Consider the following 19867-nt stretch of genomic DNA (forward strand, 5'->3'; position numbering starts at 1 on the left):
GGCTTGTTGTGGCGAGCGGGCTTGCCCCGCGTTGGGCTGCGAAGCAGCCCCCAAACCCGCCATGAGCTTTACCTGAATAACCCCATCGCCTGGACGAGGGGCCGCTTCGCGCCCCAACGCGGGGCAAGCCCGCTCGCCACAACCATCACAAACCTGCGTAAGTCAGGATAAGCCCAACCCCTTGGCATCGTTTTTGCTTGGTGTTGATGTAGTAGCCACTTCACGATTCAAGTGTGTCGCGAGACCCCAGGTCCGCGATGCTTTTTTTTGACTGTTTCGTGTAGTAGCCACTTCACCAACTGACACAGGCGAAGCGAATGATCAGTCCCTCCATCACGGTTGCCCTTGAGGTCAATGGCCACATCCGCGAAGTCAGCGCCATGGCGGACACGCCGCTGTTGCTGGTGCTGCGCAATGACCTGGCACTCAACGGCCCCAAGTACGGCTGCGGCCTGGGCGAGTGCGGCGCCTGCACGGTGATCATCGACGGTGTTGCGGCACGCTCATGTGTGTTCCCGCTGGCGGGCGCGGCAGGGCGTGAGATCGTCACCCTCGAAGGCCTCGGCACACGCCAGGCGCCGCACCCGGTGCAGCAAGCGTTTATCGACGAGCAAGCCGCGCAATGCGGCTACTGCCTCAACGGCATGATCATGACGGCCAAGGCCTTGCTCGACCGCAATCCCAACCCCAGCGAAGCCCAGATCCGCAACGAGCTCTCGGGCAACCTCTGCCGCTGCGGCACCCATATCGAAATCCTGCGCGCCGTATTGCGTGCTGCTCACCTCTTGACCGTGGATGGCCGACCATGACCGATAGCCCCCTTTCCCGTGACCAGTGGCTGGCCAAGACGGGCGTCTTGTTGATCGTCGATGATGTGCTGCCGCCCTCCGGCCCGGTGGCCAAGGGCGGCACGCCGACCGTGAAACCCAAAGAGCTGGGGCTGTTTATCGCGGTCAACGATGACGGCCTGGTTTATGCGTTCAACGGCCATGTGGACCTGGGCACCGGCATTCGCACCTCGCTGGCGCAGATCGTCGCCGAAGAACTCGACCTGACGATGGACCAGGTCACCATGGTGCTGGGCGACACCGAGCGCGTGCCGAACCAGGGCGCGACGATTGCCAGCGCGACCTTGCAGATTTCGGCGATCCCGCTGCGCAACGCTGCCGCCGAAGCACGACGTTTTTTGCTGGCGCGGGCGGCGGGGCGCTGGGGCGTGAGCACCGCCAGCCTCAAGGTCGAAGCGGGCGTCATCCAGGCGGCAGACGGGCGCGCCACCACTTACGGCGAGTTGGTCAGCGGCCAGCATGACCAGTTACGCATCAGCGGCGATGCGCCCTTGAAAGCCATCGAGAATTACCGCTTGGTGGGCAAGGGCGCCGCGCGTGTGGATATTCCCGGCAAGGCCACGGGCGAGCTGACCTACGTGCACGACATGCGCGTGCCGGGCATGCTGCACGGCCGCGTCGTGCGCCCGCCGTATGCCGGTCTGGACTGCGGGGATTTTGTCGGCAATAGCCTGCTGAGTGTGGATGAGGCGTCCATCGCACATATCCCCGGCATTGTTGCGGTGGTGGTGATCCGCGATTTTGTGGGCGTGGTCGCGTTGCGCGAAGAGCAGGCGATCAAGGCCGCCCATGAGTTGCAGGTGCAGTGGAAGCCCTGGAATAAGGCCTTGCCGGACATGAGCGATGTCGAGCAGGCGATCCGTGACAACCCGCGGGTACGCCGCACGGTGCTCGATCAGGGCGATGTCGATGCAGCCCTGGCGGGCGCCAGCCAGCGGATGCAGCGCAGTTACCTGTGGCCCTATCAAATGCACGGCTCAATCGGCCCGTCCTGCGCCGTGGCCGACTATCAGGCCGCGGGCAGTCGCGTGTGGTCGGGCAGCCAGAACCCGCACCTGCTGCGCGCCGATCTGGCGTGGTTGCTCGAATGCGATGAAACGCTGATCGACGTGATCCGTATGGAAGCCGCCGGCTGTTACGGGCGCAATTGCGCGGATGACGTCTGCGCCGATGCGTTGCTGTTGTCGCGCGCGGTGGGCAAGCCGGTGCGCGTGCAACTGACCCGCGAACAGGAACACCTGTGGGAGCCCAAGGGCACGGCGCAGTTGATGGACGTGGACGGCGGCCTCAACGCCGACGGCAGCATTGCCGCGTACGATTTTGAAACCAGCTACCCCTCCAATGGCGCGCCGACCCTGGCGCTGTTGCTGACCGGCCGCGTCGAGCCCGTGGCGGCGATGTTCGAAATGGGCGACCGCACCTCGATCCCGCCGTATGACATCGACAACATGCGGGTGACTATCAACGACATGGCGCCCATCGTGCGCGCCTCGTGGATGCGCGGCGTGTCGGCATTGCCCAATACCTTTGCCCACGAATCCTATATTGACGAGCTGGCATTTGCCGCCGGCGTCGATCCGGTGGAGTACCGCCTGCGCTACCTCAAGGACGAGCGCGCCATCGACCTGGTCAAATCCACCGCCGAACGCGCCAACTGGTCACCGCGCACCGCGCCCATGCAAACCGCCAATGAAGACCATCTGTTGCGGGGCCGTGGCTTTGCGTACGCGCGCTACATCCACAGTAAATTCCCCGGCTTTGGCGCGGCGTGGGCCGCCTGGGTAGCGGATGTGGCCATCGACAAGCACACCGGCGACGTGTCGGTGACGCGGGTGGTGATCGGCCATGACTCGGGGATGATGATCAACCCGGCGGGTGTGCAGCATCAGATCCACGGCAATGTGATCCAGTCCACCAGCCGCGTGTTGAAGGAGCGGGTGACCTTTGAGGAATCGACGGTGGCCAGCAAGGAGTGGGGCGGATACCCGATCCTGACCTTCCCTGAAGTGCCGCAGATCGACGTGCTGATGATGCCGCGCCAGGACCAGCCGCCGATGGGCGCCGGTGAGTCGGCCTCGGTGCCCAGCGCGGCGGCGATTGCCAATGCGATCTATGACGCCACCGGGATTCGTTTTCGTGAGTTGCCGATCACCCCCGAGCGGGTGTTGGCAGCGCTGAATGCCGGCACCCTCGGCGAGCCTGCCACGTCGCCACAGAAACGCAAAAAATGGTGGTTCGGCGCGCTGTTTGCGACGCTGGGCGCCGTGATGGCCACGGCTTGGCCGTTTCACGGCGCGATCGCACCGATCGCCCCGCCCAGCGCCGGCACGTGGTCCGAGGCCACCCTGGAGCGCGGGCGTTTGCTGGCGGCGGTGGGCGATTGCGCGGTGTGCCATACGGCGCCGGGCGGCGCGACCAATGCCGGTGGGTTGGCGATGGAAACGCCCTTCGGCACCCTGTACAGCAGCAATATCACTCCGGATGTGAACACCGGCATCGGTGCCTGGTCGTACCCGGCATTCGAGCGGGCGATGCGTGAGGGCATTGGCCGTGACGGGCGCAATTTGTACCCGGCGTTTCCCTATACGGCGTTTCGCAATATCAATGAGGCGGACATGCAGGCGCTGTATGCCTACCTGATGTCGCAAGCGCCAGTGAGCCAGGCGCCGACGACGAATGCCATGCGCTTTCCGTTCAACATCCGGCCGCTGATGGCGGGGTGGAATGCGCTGAATCTACGGCGCGGTGAAATCACGCTGCAACCGGAGCGCGGCGAGCAGTGGAATCGCGGCAATTATCTGGTCAATGGTCTGGGGCACTGTGCGGCGTGCCATTCGCCGCGCAACCTGATGGGGGCCGAGAAGGGCGGCAAGGCCTTCCTGGCCGGCGGCAGCGTCGATGGCTGGGAGGCGCCGGCACTGAACGGTGTGTCCAAAGCACCGACGCCATGGACCGAAGATCAATTGTTCACCTACCTCAGCACCGGCTATTCCGACGCCCATGGCGTGGCGGCGGGCCCGATGGGGCCGGTGGTGAGTGAACTGGCGAAGTTGCCCAAGGCGGATATCCGCGCGATGGCGGTGTACCTGGCGTCGCTTAATGGCGAGGCGACGGCTGAGGCGCAAACCGTGGCGGCAGCGACGGTGCCCAATCCAAATGGCCGACGCGTATTCGAAGGCTCGTGCAAGGCCTGTCACGCCGACGGCCTGGGGCCGAAACTGTTTGGGGTCAGCCCATCATTGGCGACCAATACCAATGTGCACAGTGATCAGCCGGACAATTTGATCAAGGTGATTCTGCAAGGGATCAGCAACCCGGCGACCCAGGATCTGGGGTACATGCCGGGGTTCAAGGACAGTTTGTCGAATACGCAGGTGGCGGATTTGGTCGCCTATTTGCGTGGGCAATTTGCGCCGAATGCAGAACAGTGGACCGGGCTGGAACAGAAGGTCGCGCACCTGCGGGCCAACCCGGGCACCCACTGATATTCCAAAGCCGGTGCAGATCAAATGTGGGAGCTGGCTTGCCTGCGATAGCGGTGGGTCTGCACCGAAAATACTACCTGACACATCGCCATCGCAGGCAAGCCAGCTCCCAAAGGGATTAGAGCCGGTTTCTACAGTGAGCTTGGGGAGACGCCCCTCAGCACCAAATCAGTGATAAACCCCAGCCAATCCTGCTGCTGCCCCTTATCCGCCAGGTCTTCACCCAGAAACGAACTAAGGGTATGGCGGTTGGAGTTATAGAAGTAGCACAGCGAAGCGATCATCAAGTACACGTGCTTGAGGTCGATGTCCTGGCGAAACACGCCCTTTGCCTGGCCCGCTTCAATGATCGGGCGCAACACGCCTACCGCTTCGCCCGACAGCCGCCGCATTTCGCCGGACTGCTGGGCATGCTTGCCCTGGTGCAGGTTCTCGATGCTCAGGATCGCGACAAACTCGGGGTGCTTGACGTAGTAATTCCAGATAAACGCCACCAGGTCCTGCAGCGCCTGCACGGGCGCCTCCAGGTTGAGCTTGAGTTTGCTTTCGGCCTGGTTGAACTGCTCGTAGATGTGTTCCAGCACGCAGATGAACAGGTGTTCTTTGCTGCCGAAATAGTAATAAAGCATGCGGTCGTTGGAGTCGGCCTCCTTGGAAATGGTGTCGACACGCCCGCCGGAATAACCGTCGCGTGTGAACACCTTGACCGCCGCCTGCAAGATGCGCGCGCGTGTCTGGTCGGCCTGCTGAGCCCGAATACCGGTCTTCTTGATCACCATCTCAACGCGCCTTGCAGCCAGTCTGGGCGCGAAATATAGCATGGGCTTTTTTGCAGCCGTTCTGTGACCGACAAGTTCTGTAATAAAAACGCCATTGCACTGGGGATTGGATCCGAGTCGGGCTATTTTGGTGCGTCCCAATAACTAGAGTAGCCATGGATGAAATACCAACCCTTCAGCCGCACCTTAATCGCCACCGCTCTGGTGCTGACGGTCAGCGGTGTGCACGCCGCTTCCCAGGCCCCGGTGGGCGGTGAAAACGGCATGGTAGTCACCGCCCAGCATTTGGCCACTCATGTAGGGGTGGATGTGCTCAAGGCTGGCGGCAACGCAGTCGATGCGGCCGTGGCCGTGGGCTATGCGCTGGCGGTGGTGTACCCGGCGGCGGGTAACCTCGGTGGCGGCGGCTTCATGACCGTGCAACTGGCGGATGGGCGCAAGACCTTCCTCGACTTCCGCGAAAAAGCCCCCCTGGCGGCCACCGCCGACATGTACCTGGACAAAGACGGCAAGGTCGTCGAAGGCCTCAGCGCCAAGGGCCACTTGGCGGTCGGCGTGCCTGGCACCGTGTCCGGCATGGAAACTGCGCTGAGCAAGTACGGCACTCTAAAGCGCGCCCAAGTGATTGCCCCGGCGATCAAGCTGGCGGAAAACGGCTTCGAACTGGAGCAGGGCGATGTCGACTTGCTGCACACCGCCACCGGCGAGTTCGAGAAAGACAAAGACCTGCGCGGGATCTTCCTGCACAACGGCCAACCGCTGCAGGTCGGCCAGAAACTGGTGCAGAAAGACCTGGCCAGGACCCTCAAGGAAATCTCCGCCAAGGGCACCGACGGCTTCTATAAAGGTTGGGTCGCCAAGGCCCTGGTGGATTCCAGCCAGGCCGGCAAGGGCATCATCACCCAGGCCGACCTCGACAAGTACAAGACCCGCGAACTGGCGCCCATCGAGTGCGATTACCGTGGCTACCACGTGGTCTCGGCACCGCCACCGAGCTCGGGCGGCGTGGTGATCTGCCAGATCATGAACATTCTCGAAGGCTACCCGATGGCCGACCTTGGCTATCACTCGGCCCAAGGCCTCCACTACCAGATCGAAGCGATGCGCCACGCCTACGTGGACCGTAACAGCTACCTAGGCGACCCGGACTTCGTGAAGAACCCGATTGCCCACCTGCTGGACAAGGACTACGCCGCCAAGCTGCGCGCTGCCATCGAACCGCAGAAGGCCGGGGATTCCCAGGCGATCAAGCCGGGCGTGTCGCCGCATGAAGGCAACAACACCACGCACTATTCCATCGTCGACAAGTGGGGCAACGCGGTGTCGGTGACCTACACCCTCAACGACTGGTTCGGTGCCGGTGTGATGGCGAGCAAGACCGGGGTGATCCTCAACGATGAAATGGACGACTTCACCGTCAAGGTCGGCGTGCCGAACATGTACGGCCTGGTCCAGGGCGAAGCCAACGCCATCGCACCTGGCAAGGCGCCGCTGTCGTCGATGAGCCCGACCATCGTGACCAAGGACGGCAAGGCCGTGATGGTGGTCGGTACGCCAGGCGGCAGCCGGATTATCACCGCGACCTTGCTGACCATCCTGAATGTCATCGACTACAAGATGAACATCCAGGAAGCCGTCGATGCGCCGCGTTTCCATCAACAGTGGATGCCTGAGACCACCAACCTGGAGACCTTCGCGGTGAGCCTCGACACGCAGAAAATCCTCGAGAGTTGGGGCCACAAGTTTGCCGGGCCTCAGGATGCCAACCACCTGGCCGCAATCCTGGTGGGCGCGCCGTCCCTGGGTGGCAAGCCGGTGGGCAACAACCGTTTCTACGGGGCCAACGACCCGCGCCGCAATACCGGCCTGTCCCTGGGCTACTGAGGCGTGAGGTGGTGATGCAGGTGGGACAGCGCCAGGCTGTCATGGGATAACTGGGTGGCGGCGCCTTCGGCGCTGTCTCTGGCGGCCGGCATCACACGCTCGAACATGTGGTTTTCATAGGCCTGCACTGCTGCCGAGCAGTCAGGCGTCTGGAGCAGATGCTGATCGCCCTGACCGATGCGGTGCGTGAACGCATGCCTGCCGCCTACGCCGTGATGGTGCAGGGCACGGCGCAGGCGCTGCAGGGCTTCAGCGCTGAAGAAGAGGCGACGCTGCTGGCGTTATTGCTGCGCGTGAATGCCAACCTGGAGCGTGGTTTGGATTGAACATCCGCGCGGCTTTCAGGCTCTATCCCAAGAGCCCTGAAAGGACCGGACTGATGAAAGCGCTGAAAATCGCCACCTTCAATATCAACGGCATCCGTGCCCGTCTGCCCAACCTGCTGCAATGGCTTGAGCGCGAGCAGCCGGATATCGTCTGCCTGCAAGAGCTCAAGGCGCCGGAAAGCCTGTTTCCCTATACCGACTTCGAAGCGGCCGGCTACGGTGCGATTTGCCTGGGCCAGGCCTCGTGGAACGGCGTAGCAATATTGGCGCGCGATGCCCAGCCGCTGGAGAGCCGGCGCGGTTTGCCGGGCGATGACAGCGACACGCAAAGCCGTTACCTGGAGGCTGCGGTGCATGGCGTGTTGGTTGGCTGCCTGTATCTGCCCAATGGCAACCCGCAGCCAGGGCCTAAATTCGACTACAAGCTGGCCTGGTTCGAACGGCTGATCGCCTATGCCCAGGCGCTGCAAGCCAGCGAACATCCGGTGCTGCTGGCCGGGGATTTCAACGTGGTGCCCACCGACATCGACATCTACAACCCGCGCTCCTGGCTCAAGGACGCTTTGCTGCAACCTGAAAGCCGCGCGTGTTATCAGCGCCTGCTGGAGCAGGGTTGGACCGATTCGCTGCGCCATCTATACCCCGAAGAGCGCGTCTACACCTTCTGGGATTACTTCCGTCAGCACTGGCAGACCAACTCCGGGCTGCGTATCGATCACCTGCTGCTCAATCCCGCGCTCAAGCCTTACCTCAAAGACGCCGGCGTGGACGCCTGGGTACGCAACGAGCCGCACGCCAGCGACCATGCGCCGACGTGGATTCAATTGAGCACCCGCAAAAAGCGCTAACCGGCGCGAATAATGGCCAAGGCCTCGGCTTTGCCCAAGGGGTGCTGCATGCGTTGTGACAGGCGCGCCATGGCCTGCTGATGTTCGCAGGCAATCACGGCTTCCACTTGATCATCCCGGCACAGCAAGGCAATGAAGTCGTGACGATTCACCTCACCCTCCACGTGCAGGCGATTCCAGTGCTGCGGGTGGCCGAGCACTTCAAAGGTTTTGCCGAAGTGGTAGGTCCAGAAGAAGGGCGCGTCGGCGTAGACCTGCGTATCGCCGAGCATATTGCGCGCGGCCAGCACGGCCAGCTGCTGGGCCACGCGCCAGTGCTCGATGCGTGTTGGCTGCTGACGCCATTCAAAGGTCACGTTGTCGCCGGCCGCCCATAACCCGGGCGCCACCTGTAAATGAGTGTCTGCGTTCAGCGACTGGTCCTCGGCTTTGTCGACGCCGTGGATAAAGCCGGTGGCGGGTGTGACGCCAACGCCGATCACGACCAGGTCTGCCGCCAGGCGCTTGCCGTTTTTAAGCAGCACGGTACTCACTGCGCCGTGACCGTCGAAGCGTTCGGGCTCGGTGTTGCAGTGGAAGATCACGCCATTGTCTTCGTGCAATTGGCGAATGGCCGCACCGATGCGCTTGCCCAATTGCGCAGCGAGAGGAATGTCATGGCGGCTGACCACCTGCACCACCAGGCCACGTTGGCGCAAGGCGGACGCGGCTTCCAGGCCGATAAAGCTGTCGCCGACAATCACCGCGCACGCTGCCGACTGCGCTGCTTCGTCGATACGCGCCGCATCCTCGCGGCTGCGCAGCACAAACACTTGGCTCAATACCGCGCCGGGGATGTCCAGCGGTTGCGCTTCGCCCCCGGTGGCGACCAGTGCCGCGTCATAGTCAAAGTGACGACCGTCGGCGAGTTCGATGCGCTTGGCGTTGGCGTCCAGGCGCTGAACTTCGCCGTGAATGCCGATGGGCTGCTTATCCAGCAGTGGCGGCGTGTCTTCGGGCGTCATCTGGCCTGCGATCACGAATTTGCTCAGGGCGGTGCGGTCGTAGGCGGGAGCCTGTTCACGGTCGATCCACAGCAATCGTCCGCTGAAGCCTTGCTGGTGCAACGTCGCCACGGCGGCAGTGCCTGCCGCGCCAGCGCCGATGACCGCAAAACAGCGTTGTTCATCCCGCGCCGGCGCGGCGTCGGCTGCCATGGGCTCGTCGCCAACACTGACCACACCATCGTGCACCTGCACCGGGTATTGCTTGAGCCCGACCAGCGCCGGAGGTTCGATCACGGCGCCGCTGTCCACGGCAAACGCGGCTTTGTGCCAGGGGCAAATGATCCGCCCGTTACAGATCACACCTTCCTCCAGCGGTGCGCCGGCGTGCGGGCACTCGGCCTGGAAGGCGCGCACCCGGTCGCCGACACGCACCAGCAGGACAGGATGCTTTGCCGCGGTGACGCGAACGCCACGGTTTTCCGGCAAGTTAATCAGGCGGGCAACAATGCGCATGTTCATAGGCCAATCTCCTTTAGAAGATTGACTGGCGCCGAAGGAAATGGACTGCGTTGACCCGATGGTCGGTACTCAGGACTGGGCCTTACGCCAGCAGCTGCGCCACCGCTTCAAATGCCTTGGCGCGCCGCGCTTGCCAATGGCCGCCAATGATTACGGCGGGCTGCTGGTGCTGTTCGATCCACGCCAGGCTGGCCTGGAAAAACGCCCGACGATCAGCCAGTTCCGGTTGGCAGCGCTGGCCGTCGGCGGTCCATTCCACGTCCTCGGGGGACAACAACAGGTGCAGGTCGTAATGCCGGGCCAGGAGTTCGTCGTCCAGCCAGGCGGGGTAGTCGCCGAACAGCGTCTGGCTCCACAGTTTGTTGGTCAACAGGTGAGTATCGAGCACCAGCAAGTTGGGCTGTTCGGCGCGGGCCGCGTCTTCCCAGGCCAGTTGGCCGCGGGCAATCGCCGGAATGTCCGCCAGGGTGGTGTCGCGCTGATGATGGTCGATGAAATACCGCACGTATTCGCCAACCATCAGCCCGCCAAAGTGTGCATGCAGTTCAGCCGCCAGCCAGCTTTTACCGCTGGATTCGGGGCCTGCCAGTACCACCACTTTCATGCGTGCAACGCCGGATCGCTGCGCCATTCACGCCAGCCTTGCACGGCGATCGCGGTGAACAGGGCGTAAAGCGCGGCGGTGAGGTACAGGCCTTTGTAGAGGAACAGGCCGACGAAGATCACGTCCACGGCGATCCACAGCGGCCAGCATTGCACGCGTTTTTGCGCCATCCACATTTGCGCCACCAGGCTGAAACCGGTGAGAGCGGCGTCCAGCCACGGCTGGGCGGCGTCGGTCCAGTGGGCCATGGCCGCGCCGAGCAGCAAGCTGAAGACGGCGCCGACGGCCAGGCTGCTCATGATCGCGGGTGCGCCGAGGCTGCTGACCTGGCGGCCTTGCTTGACCTCGCCGGCGCGGGTCCATTGCCACCAGCCGTAAAGTTGCAGGGCGGCGTAGACCACTTGCAGGAGCATGTCGGAATAGAGTTTTACGTCGAAGAACACCCAGGTGTAGAGCAACACCATGACCAGCCCGATGGGCCAGCACCATGGGTTTTGTTTGACCGTCAGCCAGACAGCGATCACCCCCAGGGCGGCGGCGAACAATTCAAGCCCGGACATGGCGGTTCCTTGGGAGAGTGGGAGAGGGCGGCAATTGTAACCAGAGGTGAGGAATGTTTAAACGTGGATGTGGAGACATACACATCGCTGCGGTCATGACGGCTGGCGTGGTGTAACGGGGCGTGTGAGATCAGCGTTAAAGGCAGAGCATGGCGTGAGTGGCAGAGGTAAAAGCTGAGTAACACCCCTTCAACCTGATGCACCGAGAACCAACTGTGGGAGCGGGCTTGCTCGCGAAGGCGGTGTGTCAGTGACACATGAGCTGACTGACCCACCGCCTTCGCGAGCAAGCCCGCTCCCACAAGTTGACCGAGTTCAGCCGCCAGTCCCGCACTGCTTGGCTTTTCTGTGGGAGCTGGCTTGCCTGCGATGCAGACACCTCGGTCCAGCAGGTACACCGGGTTGATGCCATCGCAGGCAAGCCAGCTCCCACATTTGAATGGATTCAGCTTCAAGGACCAGGTCGGCTGTCAGGCCGCCTCGCTTCCGCTTTTGATCTAACCACTCAGGTCGGCTACTAGGCCGCCGTGCTTTGCTTTTGATTTTGATCTTAGGCGCCCCGTTAAACCACGCTGGCCGAACGCAGGTAGTACGGAGCGGGTAAACCGGCAGGACGCCGGTTTAGCCGCGACGGGGCAGGGACGGCCCGTCGCGGCGGCCCGCGGAGTAATGCCTGCGTGAGGGCACACCGAGCCTAGGCGAGGTGCCGAGTGGTGGGGCAAGAGCGTTTTGGTTACTTTTGCGCTTTTCAAAAGTGACCCGCCGTAAGGGCGGAACCAAAAGCCGCCATCACCCAAACAACGGATATGTACACCCCGCTCTAACCCCCCCCAAAAAAAGCTAAACCTTGAACTGCCGCAGCAACCCGTCCAACTCCTCACTCAACCCACGCAAATGCGCACTCGCCACGCTGGATTGCTCCGCCGCCAGCGCAGTGCTGTGCGACAACCCGGCCGCCTGCGTGACGTTCTGATTGATATCCTCCACCACATGCGCCTGTTGCAAGGTCGCGCTGGCAATCGAGGCATTCAGCCCGTTGAGGTTACGCAACGCCTGGCCAATGGCGGTAAGACTGGCACCGGCCTGCCCAGCCTGTTCAATCGTCAGCTGCGAAGCGCTATGGCTGTCACTGATCACCTTGACCGCCGCTTCCGAGTGACCCTGCAGACGCTCAATCATCACTTGGATTTCAGCAGTGGATTTTTGCGTACGCTGAGCCAGCAAGCGCACTTCATCGGCGACCACCGCAAACCCACGGCCCTGTTCCCCGGCACGCGCGGCCTCAATGGCCGCGTTAAGTGCCAGCAGGTTGGTCTGGTCAGCGATGGAGCGGATCACTTCCAGCACACCACCAATCTGCGTGCTCTCGCTGGACAAGGTGCGAATCACCTCCACGGCCTGGCTGATGGTGCCGGAGAGCTGGTCGATCTGCTGCAAGCTACCGTCGATATTCACCTGGCCCTGCTGCGCCTGGGCCTGGGCATCGCGCATCTCACTGGCCGCATGTTCGGCGTTTTTTGCCACGTCCTGCACGCCATAAGTCACTTCATTGATCGCCGTCGCCACCAATTCCATCTGCTGCGACTGCTGCTGGCTGCGGTCATGCGCCTGGCTGGCGTTGTTGCCCAGTTCCGTGGACGACTGGCCCAACGCATTGGCGCACACCTGCAGCTGGCCGACCACCTGGCGCAGCTTGGCGGTAAAGCTGTTGAAGTGCCGAGACAGCTGGGTGACTTCGTCGCGCCCGTGGGTGTCGAGGCTGCGCGTCAGGTCGCTTTCGCCACTGGCGATATTGGCCATGGCGTTTACCGCCGCCTGCAACGGCGTCACGATGCTGCGCGCAATCAGGGTGACCAACACGGCCATCAGCAGGGCGATGCCCAGGCCAATCAGCGAGGCCTTCCACACCTGGCCTGTGAACTCGGCCTGCACATCATCCACGTACACGCCGGAGCCGATAATCCAGCCCCAGGGTTCGAACAGCTGGATGTACGAGGTTTTTTCCACGGGCGCTTCGGCGCCGGGTTTGGGCCAGCGATAGTTGACGATGCCAGCGCCCTTGGCCTTGGCCAGGGTCACGAATTCGTTGAACACCGCAAAGCCGTCCGGGTCGCGGATCGCCGAGAGGTTCTGGCCATCCAGCTTGGGGTTGGCCGCGTGCATGATCATCACGGGCGTCAGGTCGTTGATCCAGAAGTAATCGTCGTGGTCGTAGCGCAGGCCACGCACCGCGCTCAGGGCCTGTTGCTGCGCGGCTTCACGGCTGAGCACGCCGGTTTTCTCAAGGTTCTGGTAATAGGCCAGCACCCCGCTGGCGGTCTGCACCACGTGCTGGGTCTGCTGGCGTTTGGCCTGGTAAAGGTCGCCGTGGATCTGCTTGAGCATCAACAGCCCCAACGTCAGCAGCATCAACACGGCGACTATCAGGATCAGCCAGAGGCGGCGGCTGATCGACATGCTGCGCAAACTGTTCATCGTCCTGTCACTCCATGCTTTTTATAATTGTGGGCGCCGCATCGACATTTCCGGCTTGTCTGATAGGCTTTCGGCCTGTAATTGAAAAACCTGAGTACTCCCTGATTTTTCACGAAATTTTTGCAGGGCGATGTTGAAAATCAGCAGCGGAACTTGAGTGCGCTTGTCGTCAGTGAACTATTAAAAAGACAGTCAAGGCATGCCGACAGGCATGACCTTTGGGGGATACATGGATTTTTGGACCGCCATACAGGCATTGATTCTTGGCGTGGTGGAGGGGCTGACAGAGTTCCTGCCCATATCCAGCACCGGGCACCAGATCATCGTCGCCGACTTGATCGGCTTCGGCGGCGAACGCTTTGATGCGTTCAACATCATTATTCAATTGGGCGCGATCCTGGCGGTGGTCTGGGAGTTTCGGCGCAAGATCCTCGACGTGGTCATCGGCTTGCCGACCCAGCCCAGTGCCCGGCGTTTCACGGCTAACCTGATCATCGCGGTGGTGCCGGCCATCGTGCTGGGGGTGATTTTTGCCGACCTGATCAAGCATTACCTGTTCAACCCGATCACCGTGGCCACCGCCCTGGTCGTGGGTGGCGTGATCATGTTGTGGGCTGAGCGCCGCGACCATGCGGTGCATGCTGACACCGTGGACCAGATCACCTGGAAAGACGCGCTCAAGGTCGGCCTGGCGCAGTGCCTGGCGATGATTCCGGGCACCTCACGCTCCGGCGCCACCATCATTGGCGGCCTGTTGTTCGGCCTGTCACGCAAGACCGCCACCGAGTTTTCGTTTTTCCTGGCGATGCCAACCATGGTCGGCGCGGCCCTGTATTCGGGCTACAAGTACCGTCACTTGTTCCAGCCCGATGACCTGCCGGTGTTTGCCATCGGGTTCGTCACCTCATTCATCTTTGCGATGATCGCGGTCAAGGCCTTGCTCAAGTTCATCGCCAGCCACAGCTATGCGGCCTTTGCCTGGTATCGCATCGCGTTCGGCGTGCTGATTCTGGCGACCTGGCAGTTCGGCTGGATCGACTGGTCGGCGGTCAAGCCATGAACATTCAGCATCCGCGCCTCAAGGCGCTGCTCTTTGTGCTGCTGTGCGCCGCGCCGCTGCTGGGGGCGGCGCTGGTGTGGCATCGCGGTGAGACCGTGATTCCGCTGGCCGCTTATGGCGTGGTCAGCGTGGTAGCGTTTTTTCTCTACTGGGGTGACAAGCGCAAGGCTCAGACAGCAGGCCCGCGCGTTCGCGAAAACATCTTGCACGCCGTGGAACTGGCCGGCGGATGGCCCGGGGCGTTGATCGCCCAGCAGGTGTTCCGGCACAAGACGCGCAAAGTGTCGTACCAGGTGCTGTTCTGGGTCATCGTGTTGCTGCACGAGGTGTTCTGGCTCGACCAGTTATTCCTGGGCGGCACGCTGCTTTCAATCTTCTAGCAACAGCCCGATCTGCGTGCGCTTGGGCAGTTTGCTCACCACCAATTGGTGAGAACGCTGCAACAGGCCACGCAGTTCCTCGGCGCCCAGCGGGTAGGGCGTGTTCATGATGATCCACTGGGCCCGCGCCAGATAAGGCGCCGGATGAATGCCGGGGCGGTCGACATGGCCGAGGAACAGGTCCTTGTCGACCTTGAACGCCAGCGATTCGCCCCGCAGGTTCTGCACGGCGAACATCTTGTTGCCGGCGATCGAGAACACCCGCACGCCGCCCCATTTGTAGTCTTCCCGCGCGCCGGGCAGGCTCAGACAGAAGGCGGCGACGTGTGCTTCAGTCATTTTCATAGCAAGCGGTCTCCGCAGTCCTTGAAGGCTTCTTCCAGGTAGTCGATCCAGGCACGAATGGCCGGCAGTACGCCACGGCGATGCGGGTACACCGCCTGCAACCAGCCGCCCGGTGACGACCAATGCGGCAGCAGCTGCACCAATTGGCCGCTGGCCAATTCCTCTTCGCAGTACATCATCGGCAAGACCGTGAAGCCCAGGCCCTTAAGGGCACAGGCCTTGCGCACGATGAAGTCGTCGATGCCCAGGCGGGCTTCCAGCGCGAGGTCCTGGGCATTGCCTTGCGGGTCGATCAGGCGCAGGTGGACCAGGCGGTCGGCCTCCAGGGCGCCGAGTACCGGCAGTTGCTTGAGGTCTTCGAGGCTGTCGATGTGCCGACCCTGGATGAATTCAGGGCTGGCCACCAGCAGGGTCTGGGCCTGGCGCAGGCGCTTGGTCACCAGCAGCGGGTCTTCATCGCCCGACTCGCGCACGCGCAGGGCCACGTCGATGCCCTCAGCCACCAGGTCGACACGGCGGTTCACCAGCGTCATCTCCAGCTGTACCAGCGGGTGGGCGGCGAGAAAACCGGCAACCATGCCCGGCATCATGTGCTGGGCCATGCCCACCGGGCAGCTTACCCGTAGGCGCCCGCGCGGTTCGCTGGACATACTGGCCACGGCCTCGTCGGCCATTTCCGCTTCCAGCAGCATGGCCTGGCAATGGCGCAAATAACGCTCGCCGACCGCAGTGAGGGTCAATTGGCGGGTGGTGCGCTGCAACAGGCGCGCGCCGAGGCGTTCTTCCAGCTCGGCAATACGCCGTGACAGCCGTGACTTGGGAATCCCCAGTAGCCGGCCGGCCGCCGCAAAGCCGCCGGCCTCGACGACTTTGGCGAAATAGTAGAGGTCGTTGAGGTCTTGCATGGTCAACCTATTGTCCTGTCAGTGGGACGAACTATCCGCGTCTGGAGAGGGCAAATCCACTACAAAAAAAGCGAGCGCCGTGTGGCTGCTCGCGTTGGACGTGATTAAGCGCTTAGAACTGCGCGCCCGCCATCAGCACATATTTCACATGCACGTACTCTTCGATTCCGTAGTAGCTGCCCTCACGGCCATAGCCGGATTGCTTGATGCCGCCAAAGGGAACCGACGCGGTGCCGACCGAACCCGAATTGAGGATGACCATTCCCGCCTCCAGCTGGCGCGACAGCCGCAACGAACGCCCCAGCGCGCTGGTGTAGGCATACGCCACCAGGCCAAACTCGGTCTGGTTGGCGCGCGCGATGACTTCCTCTTCATCCTTGAATGAGTAGATGGCGAACACCGGCCCGAAAATTTCCTGGGTGGCCAGCGGTGAGTCGTCGCGCAAACCGGTCACCACGGTGGGTTCGTAGAACAACCCGCCCCTGGCGTGGGGCTTGCCGCCCATCAGCACGTTGGCGCCGGCAGCTTTGGCGTCTTCCACCAGGCGCACGACTTTGTCAAAACCCAGTTGATTGACCAGCGGCCCGACCACAAAGTCTTCGCGCAGGCCTTGATCGACATCGATTTTGGCAACGGCCGCCTGCACCCGTTGGACGAAGTCCTCGAAGATGCTGTGCTGCACAAAAATCCGGTTTGGCGAGATACACACCTGGCCGCTGTTGCGCAGTTTGGCGCTGACCAGGCCCTTGACGGCCTCATCCAGGTTGGCGTCCTGGAACACGATAAACGGCGCGTTGCCGCCCAGTTCCAGGGTCATTTTCTTGAGGGTGGCCGCGCATTGCGCCGCAAGCAATTTGCCGACAGCGGTGGAGCCGGTAAAGGTGATTTTGCGAATGCGCGGGTCGGCGGTGAAGATCAGGCCGATCTCCTTGGGATCGCCGACCACCACTTCCAGCACGCCGGGTTCGATACCGGCCTTGCGCGCGTATTCCAGCAGCTTGAAGGCGGTAAGCGGCGTGTCTTCGGCAGGCTTGATGACCATGGTGCAACCCGCCGCCAAGGCGGTGGCGACTTTGCGCGTGATCATCATGAACGGGAAGTTCCACGGGGTGATCGCCGCAACAGGGCCGACCGCTTCCTTGGTCACCACCACGTTGGCGTTGCGGTCGTGGGTGGGCAGGGTGTCGCCATACACGCGCTTGGCTTCTTCGGCGTACCACTCGATAAAACCCAGGCCGTAGTCGATTTCGCCACGGGCTTCGGTGAGGCACTTGCCGTTTTCGCGGCACAGCAGTTCGGCGAAGGCTTCCTTGTCGGCCTTAACGGCGTCGTGCCAGCGGCGCAGGATCTCGCTGCGCTCCTTGGCGAGCTTGGAAGACCATTCCGGGAAGGCCGCGCAGGTGCGCTCGACCGCCGCTTTGACCTCAGCCGAGGTGTTCTTGGCAACGCGGCCGATTTCTTCACCGGTAGCGGGGTTGTAGACGATAAGCATGAGGGCATCTCCGAGGGCTGAACGTGTTGTTTCAGGCTACGGAAACGGGCGGCTTGAGCGAATATCCAAACCAATCTGCTGATTGCCTATTCCTATGAGTGCATAGCCACGGCGACGATTGCGCAGTAACGTGCGGTTTTCGCCAGGAGCCTTGCACCATGGGCCGCACTCAACGAATCATCGAGCTGATGAGCGCCCTGGCGCCTGTCGAAGGCTATAACCTGACCGCGTTGGATGACGTGCGCTTTTTGCGTTCCAACCGGCCCTTGCATCGGGTTCCGGTGCTCTACGATCCCGGCATTGTGATTGTCTGCCAGGGGTGCAAGCGCGGCTTTCTGGGGGAAGACATTTACCTGTATGACGCGCAGCATTACCTGGTGGTCTCGGTGCCTGTGCCGTTCACCATGGAAACCGAGGCCAGTGAAGAAGAGCCCATGCTGGCGGTGTACCTGCGGCTGGATTTTACCCTCGCCGCCCAATGGATGGTGGCGCTGGATGACTTCCCTGACCTGGTTGAGGCCAAGCCCCGCGGCATGTATTCATCGCCCATGGATGAGCCGCTCAGCGAGTCGTTGCTGCGTTTTCTCGAAGTGATGCGTGTGCCGATGGACGCGCAGCTCCTCGGCCCGTCGCTGGTGCGCGAAATCTACTACCGCATCCTCACGGGCGCGCAGGGCGGCTCGATGCGCGCCGCGCTCAACCAGCAGGGCCAGTTCGGCAAGGTCGCGCGGGCGATCCGCAAGATTCACGGCTGCTACCACCAGCACCTGGACGTGGAGACCCTGGCGGCGGAAGCCAGGATGAGTGTGCCGAGTTTTCACGCGCACTTTCGCACGGTCACGGACACCTCACCGATGCAATACCTCAAGTCCACGCGCCTGCACCAGGCGCGCTTATTGATGTTGCGCAACGACATCACCGCCGCCACGGCGTGTGCCAGGGTCGGCTATGAAAGCGCCTCGCAGTTCAGCCGTGAGTTCAAACGCTTTTTCGGGCGCACGCCGCAGGCAGAGATCCAGTGGATGAAGCGCACCTATGCACTGCCGGCGCCTACGTCGGCGTCGATTTATGTGTCGTCCCACTGAACAGGGTCATCAGCAAGGCCAGCCCGGCAAAGGCCGCGCCGGTGAGGGCTTGCCCCTGCCAGCCGTAGTGCTGCGAGGCGAAAGCGCCCGCCGCCGAGCCCAGGGCGCCGCCGATAAAATAGACCACCATGAACACGGTGTTCAGGCGGCTGGTGGCTGAGGGTTCCAGCGCCAATACGCGGGTCTGGTTGGCCAGTTGGTTGGTCCGGTTACCCAGGTCAAGGAAGGTTGCCGCGATCAGGATGGGCCACCACCAACCGCTCAGCCCAAGGCTGTAGATCAGGATAAACGCCACCAGCACCGTGGTGATGCCGGCGCGTTCGAGCAAGCGCCCATGGCGCCGGGTTTGCTGGCCAATGGTCGAGGCGCAGAGGATGCCGACGATGGCCGACAGCCCCACAAGGCCTGCCTGGGCACTCGTAAAGCCATACGGCGGCAAGGCCAGCAAGGCGGCCATCGAGCCCCAGAACACATTCAATGCACCGAATACCAGGGCGCCCTTGAGCGCCGATTGGCGCAGGGTCGGGTATTGCCTGGCCAGGCCCCAGAGGGATTTGAGCAAGGCGCCATACGCGAGTTTGCTGGTGGAGATCGACACTGGCATGCGCGTCAGGATTGCCATAAACAGCAGCACATCCAGCGCCGCGGCCACCGCAAACATGCCGCGCCAGCCCAGCCAGCCGCTGACCACGCCGCTGACCGTCCTGGCCAGCAAGCCACCGGCCGACAAGCCGCTGACCATCAGGCCCAGCACCGCGCCTTTCTGTTCGAGGGTACTGAGGTCGGAAGCGGCGGGAATGATCACCTGCGCGCTGATCCCCGACAGCCCCAGCAGCCCGCTCGCCACCAGCAGCCAGGTATAAGACGGCGCCGTGGCCGAGGCCAGCAGGCTGATGAAGTTCAGGCACAGCACGACCAGGATCAGGGTGCGTCGGCTGATCCGGTCGCCCAGCGGTACGAACAGCAGCAGGCCGCAGGCATAGCCCAGTTGCGTGAGCATCGCGATCTGCCCGACGTGCGCGGTGGACACCGCAAAGGTATTGGCGATCAGCGGCAGCATGGCCTGGTTGTAGTAAATCGTGGCGACCGAAAACCCGCAGCAGATGGCGAGGATCAGGGTCAGGCTCTTGGTCAGGACGGGAGAGGGTGGGTGCATGGCGTGGCCGGTGGCTGTCGGATCTGCCGGCGAGAATGAAGCGAAGCGCGGGCGAAATCCAGTGCGTCAGCGCTTCAGGCAAGAACCTTGTTGGATTGAATGTTGGCGGTGAAAGGATTGTCCTGCTGGC

At 62.5% G+C, this 19867-nt stretch carries 17 protein-coding genes; 8 read left to right on the top strand and 9 right to left on the bottom strand.

From position 1 onward, the window contains the following. The first annotated feature begins 317 nt into the window (after nt 1-317). Both FPT15_RS09825 and FPT15_RS09830 read left to right on the top strand, forming a co-directional pair. Nucleotides 318-809, top strand: a complete 492-nt coding sequence (locus FPT15_RS09825) for a (2Fe-2S)-binding protein (RefSeq protein WP_145160408.1) — start codon at nt 318-320, stop codon at nt 807-809. Next, nucleotides 806-4333: a molybdopterin cofactor-binding domain-containing protein gene (locus FPT15_RS09830; protein WP_145160410.1), complete on the top strand. Its 3528-nt coding sequence runs from the start codon at nt 806-808 to the stop codon at nt 4331-4333. Before FPT15_RS09825 ends, FPT15_RS09830 begins: the two co-directional genes overlap by 4 nt. A 131-nt stretch (nt 4334-4464) precedes the next feature. On the opposite strand, the gene FPT15_RS09835 is transcribed toward FPT15_RS09830, so the two are convergent. Continuing rightward, nucleotides 4465-5112 (bottom strand): TetR/AcrR family transcriptional regulator, encoded by a 648-nt coding sequence (locus FPT15_RS09835; RefSeq protein WP_145160412.1) that lies wholly within the window; start codon nt 5110-5112, stop codon nt 4465-4467. A 159-nt stretch (nt 5113-5271) separates the two neighbouring features. Between FPT15_RS09835 and ggt the strand changes: the two genes are divergently transcribed. The 3 genes from ggt (at nt 5272) to FPT15_RS09855 (ending at nt 8170) form a co-directional block, all read left to right on the top strand. Then, the gene (ggt, locus tag FPT15_RS09840; RefSeq protein ID WP_145160414.1) at nt 5272-6996 is read left to right on the top strand and encodes a gamma-glutamyltransferase; all 1725 of its coding nucleotides are present in this window, start codon (nt 5272-5274) and stop codon (nt 6994-6996) included. Between the two features lie 158 nt (nt 6997-7154). Continuing rightward, nucleotides 7155-7322 (top strand): hypothetical protein, encoded by a 168-nt coding sequence (locus tag FPT15_RS09850; protein WP_178119678.1) that lies wholly within the window; start codon nt 7155-7157, stop codon nt 7320-7322. A 53-nt stretch (nt 7323-7375) separates the two neighbouring features. Continuing rightward, nucleotides 7376-8170, top strand: a complete 795-nt coding sequence (locus FPT15_RS09855; protein WP_145160416.1) for an exodeoxyribonuclease III — start codon at nt 7376-7378, stop codon at nt 8168-8170. Here the strand turns inward: FPT15_RS09855 and FPT15_RS09860 are convergent. The 4 genes from FPT15_RS09860 to FPT15_RS09875 all read right to left on the bottom strand — a co-directional run bounded on the left by FPT15_RS09860 (nt 8167) and on the right by FPT15_RS09875 (nt 13314). Continuing rightward, on the bottom strand, nt 8167-9675 hold the full coding sequence (locus tag FPT15_RS09860) for an FAD-dependent oxidoreductase (protein ID WP_145160418.1): 1509 nt from the start codon (nt 9673-9675) through the stop codon (nt 8167-8169). The genes FPT15_RS09855 and FPT15_RS09860 overlap by 4 nt on opposite strands. An 82-nt stretch (nt 9676-9757) precedes the next feature. Beyond that, nucleotides 9758-10279, bottom strand: coding sequence for an AAA family ATPase (locus tag FPT15_RS09865; RefSeq protein WP_145161200.1), 522 nt, complete (start codon nt 10277-10279; stop codon nt 9758-9760). Next, nucleotides 10276-10839, bottom strand: a complete 564-nt coding sequence (gene pnuC / locus FPT15_RS09870; protein WP_145160420.1) for a nicotinamide riboside transporter PnuC — start codon at nt 10837-10839, stop codon at nt 10276-10278. The genes FPT15_RS09865 and pnuC overlap by 4 nt, the downstream gene beginning before the upstream one ends. Before the next feature lie 840 nt (nt 10840-11679). Next, a complete protein-coding gene (locus FPT15_RS09875) occupies nt 11680-13314 on the bottom strand; it encodes a methyl-accepting chemotaxis protein (RefSeq protein WP_145160422.1) in 1635 nt (544 codons plus the stop codon). Nucleotides 13315-13543: 229 nt separating this feature from the next. Between FPT15_RS09875 and FPT15_RS09880 the strand changes: the two genes are divergently transcribed. After that, the gene (locus FPT15_RS09880; RefSeq protein WP_145160424.1) at nt 13544-14374 is read left to right on the top strand and encodes an undecaprenyl-diphosphate phosphatase; all 831 of its coding nucleotides are present in this window, start codon (nt 13544-13546) and stop codon (nt 14372-14374) included. Beyond that, the gene (locus FPT15_RS09885; protein WP_145160426.1) at nt 14371-14754 is read left to right on the top strand and encodes a DUF1294 domain-containing protein; all 384 of its coding nucleotides are present in this window, start codon (nt 14371-14373) and stop codon (nt 14752-14754) included. The genes FPT15_RS09880 and FPT15_RS09885 overlap by 4 nt, the downstream gene beginning before the upstream one ends. Here FPT15_RS09885 and FPT15_RS09890 read toward each other — a convergent pair. The 3 genes from FPT15_RS09890 to FPT15_RS09900 all read right to left on the bottom strand — a co-directional run bounded on the left by FPT15_RS09890 (nt 14743) and on the right by FPT15_RS09900 (nt 17496). Beyond that, nucleotides 14743-15099, bottom strand: a complete 357-nt coding sequence (locus tag FPT15_RS09890) for an MmcQ/YjbR family DNA-binding protein (protein WP_145160428.1) — start codon at nt 15097-15099, stop codon at nt 14743-14745. The two genes, FPT15_RS09885 and FPT15_RS09890, sit on opposite strands and share 12 nt — an antisense overlap. Next, nucleotides 15096-16004, bottom strand: coding sequence for a LysR substrate-binding domain-containing protein (locus tag FPT15_RS09895; protein WP_145160430.1), 909 nt, complete (start codon nt 16002-16004; stop codon nt 15096-15098). Before FPT15_RS09895 ends, FPT15_RS09890 begins: the two co-directional genes overlap by 4 nt. A 112-nt stretch (nt 16005-16116) precedes the next feature. After that, nucleotides 16117-17496 carry an NAD-dependent succinate-semialdehyde dehydrogenase gene (locus FPT15_RS09900; RefSeq protein WP_145160432.1) on the bottom strand — a complete coding sequence of 460 codons (1380 nt, stop codon included), beginning with the start codon at nt 17494-17496 and terminating at the stop codon, nt 16117-16119. 158 nt (nt 17497-17654) lie between these two features. On the opposite strand from FPT15_RS09900, the gene FPT15_RS09905 reads away from it, so the two are divergent. Next, entirely contained in the window at nt 17655-18581 is a 927-nt protein-coding gene (locus tag FPT15_RS09905) for an AraC family transcriptional regulator (protein ID WP_145160434.1), read from the top strand. Here the strand turns inward: FPT15_RS09905 and FPT15_RS09910 are convergent. Next, a complete protein-coding gene (locus FPT15_RS09910) occupies nt 18547-19737 on the bottom strand; it encodes an MFS transporter (protein ID WP_145160436.1) in 1191 nt (396 codons plus the stop codon). The genes FPT15_RS09905 and FPT15_RS09910 overlap by 35 nt on opposite strands. Nucleotides 19738-19867: the final 130 nt, after the last annotated feature.

This window comes from Pseudomonas sp. RGB (assembly GCF_007713445.1).
Classification (GTDB): Bacteria; Pseudomonadota; Gammaproteobacteria; order Pseudomonadales; family Pseudomonadaceae; genus Aquipseudomonas.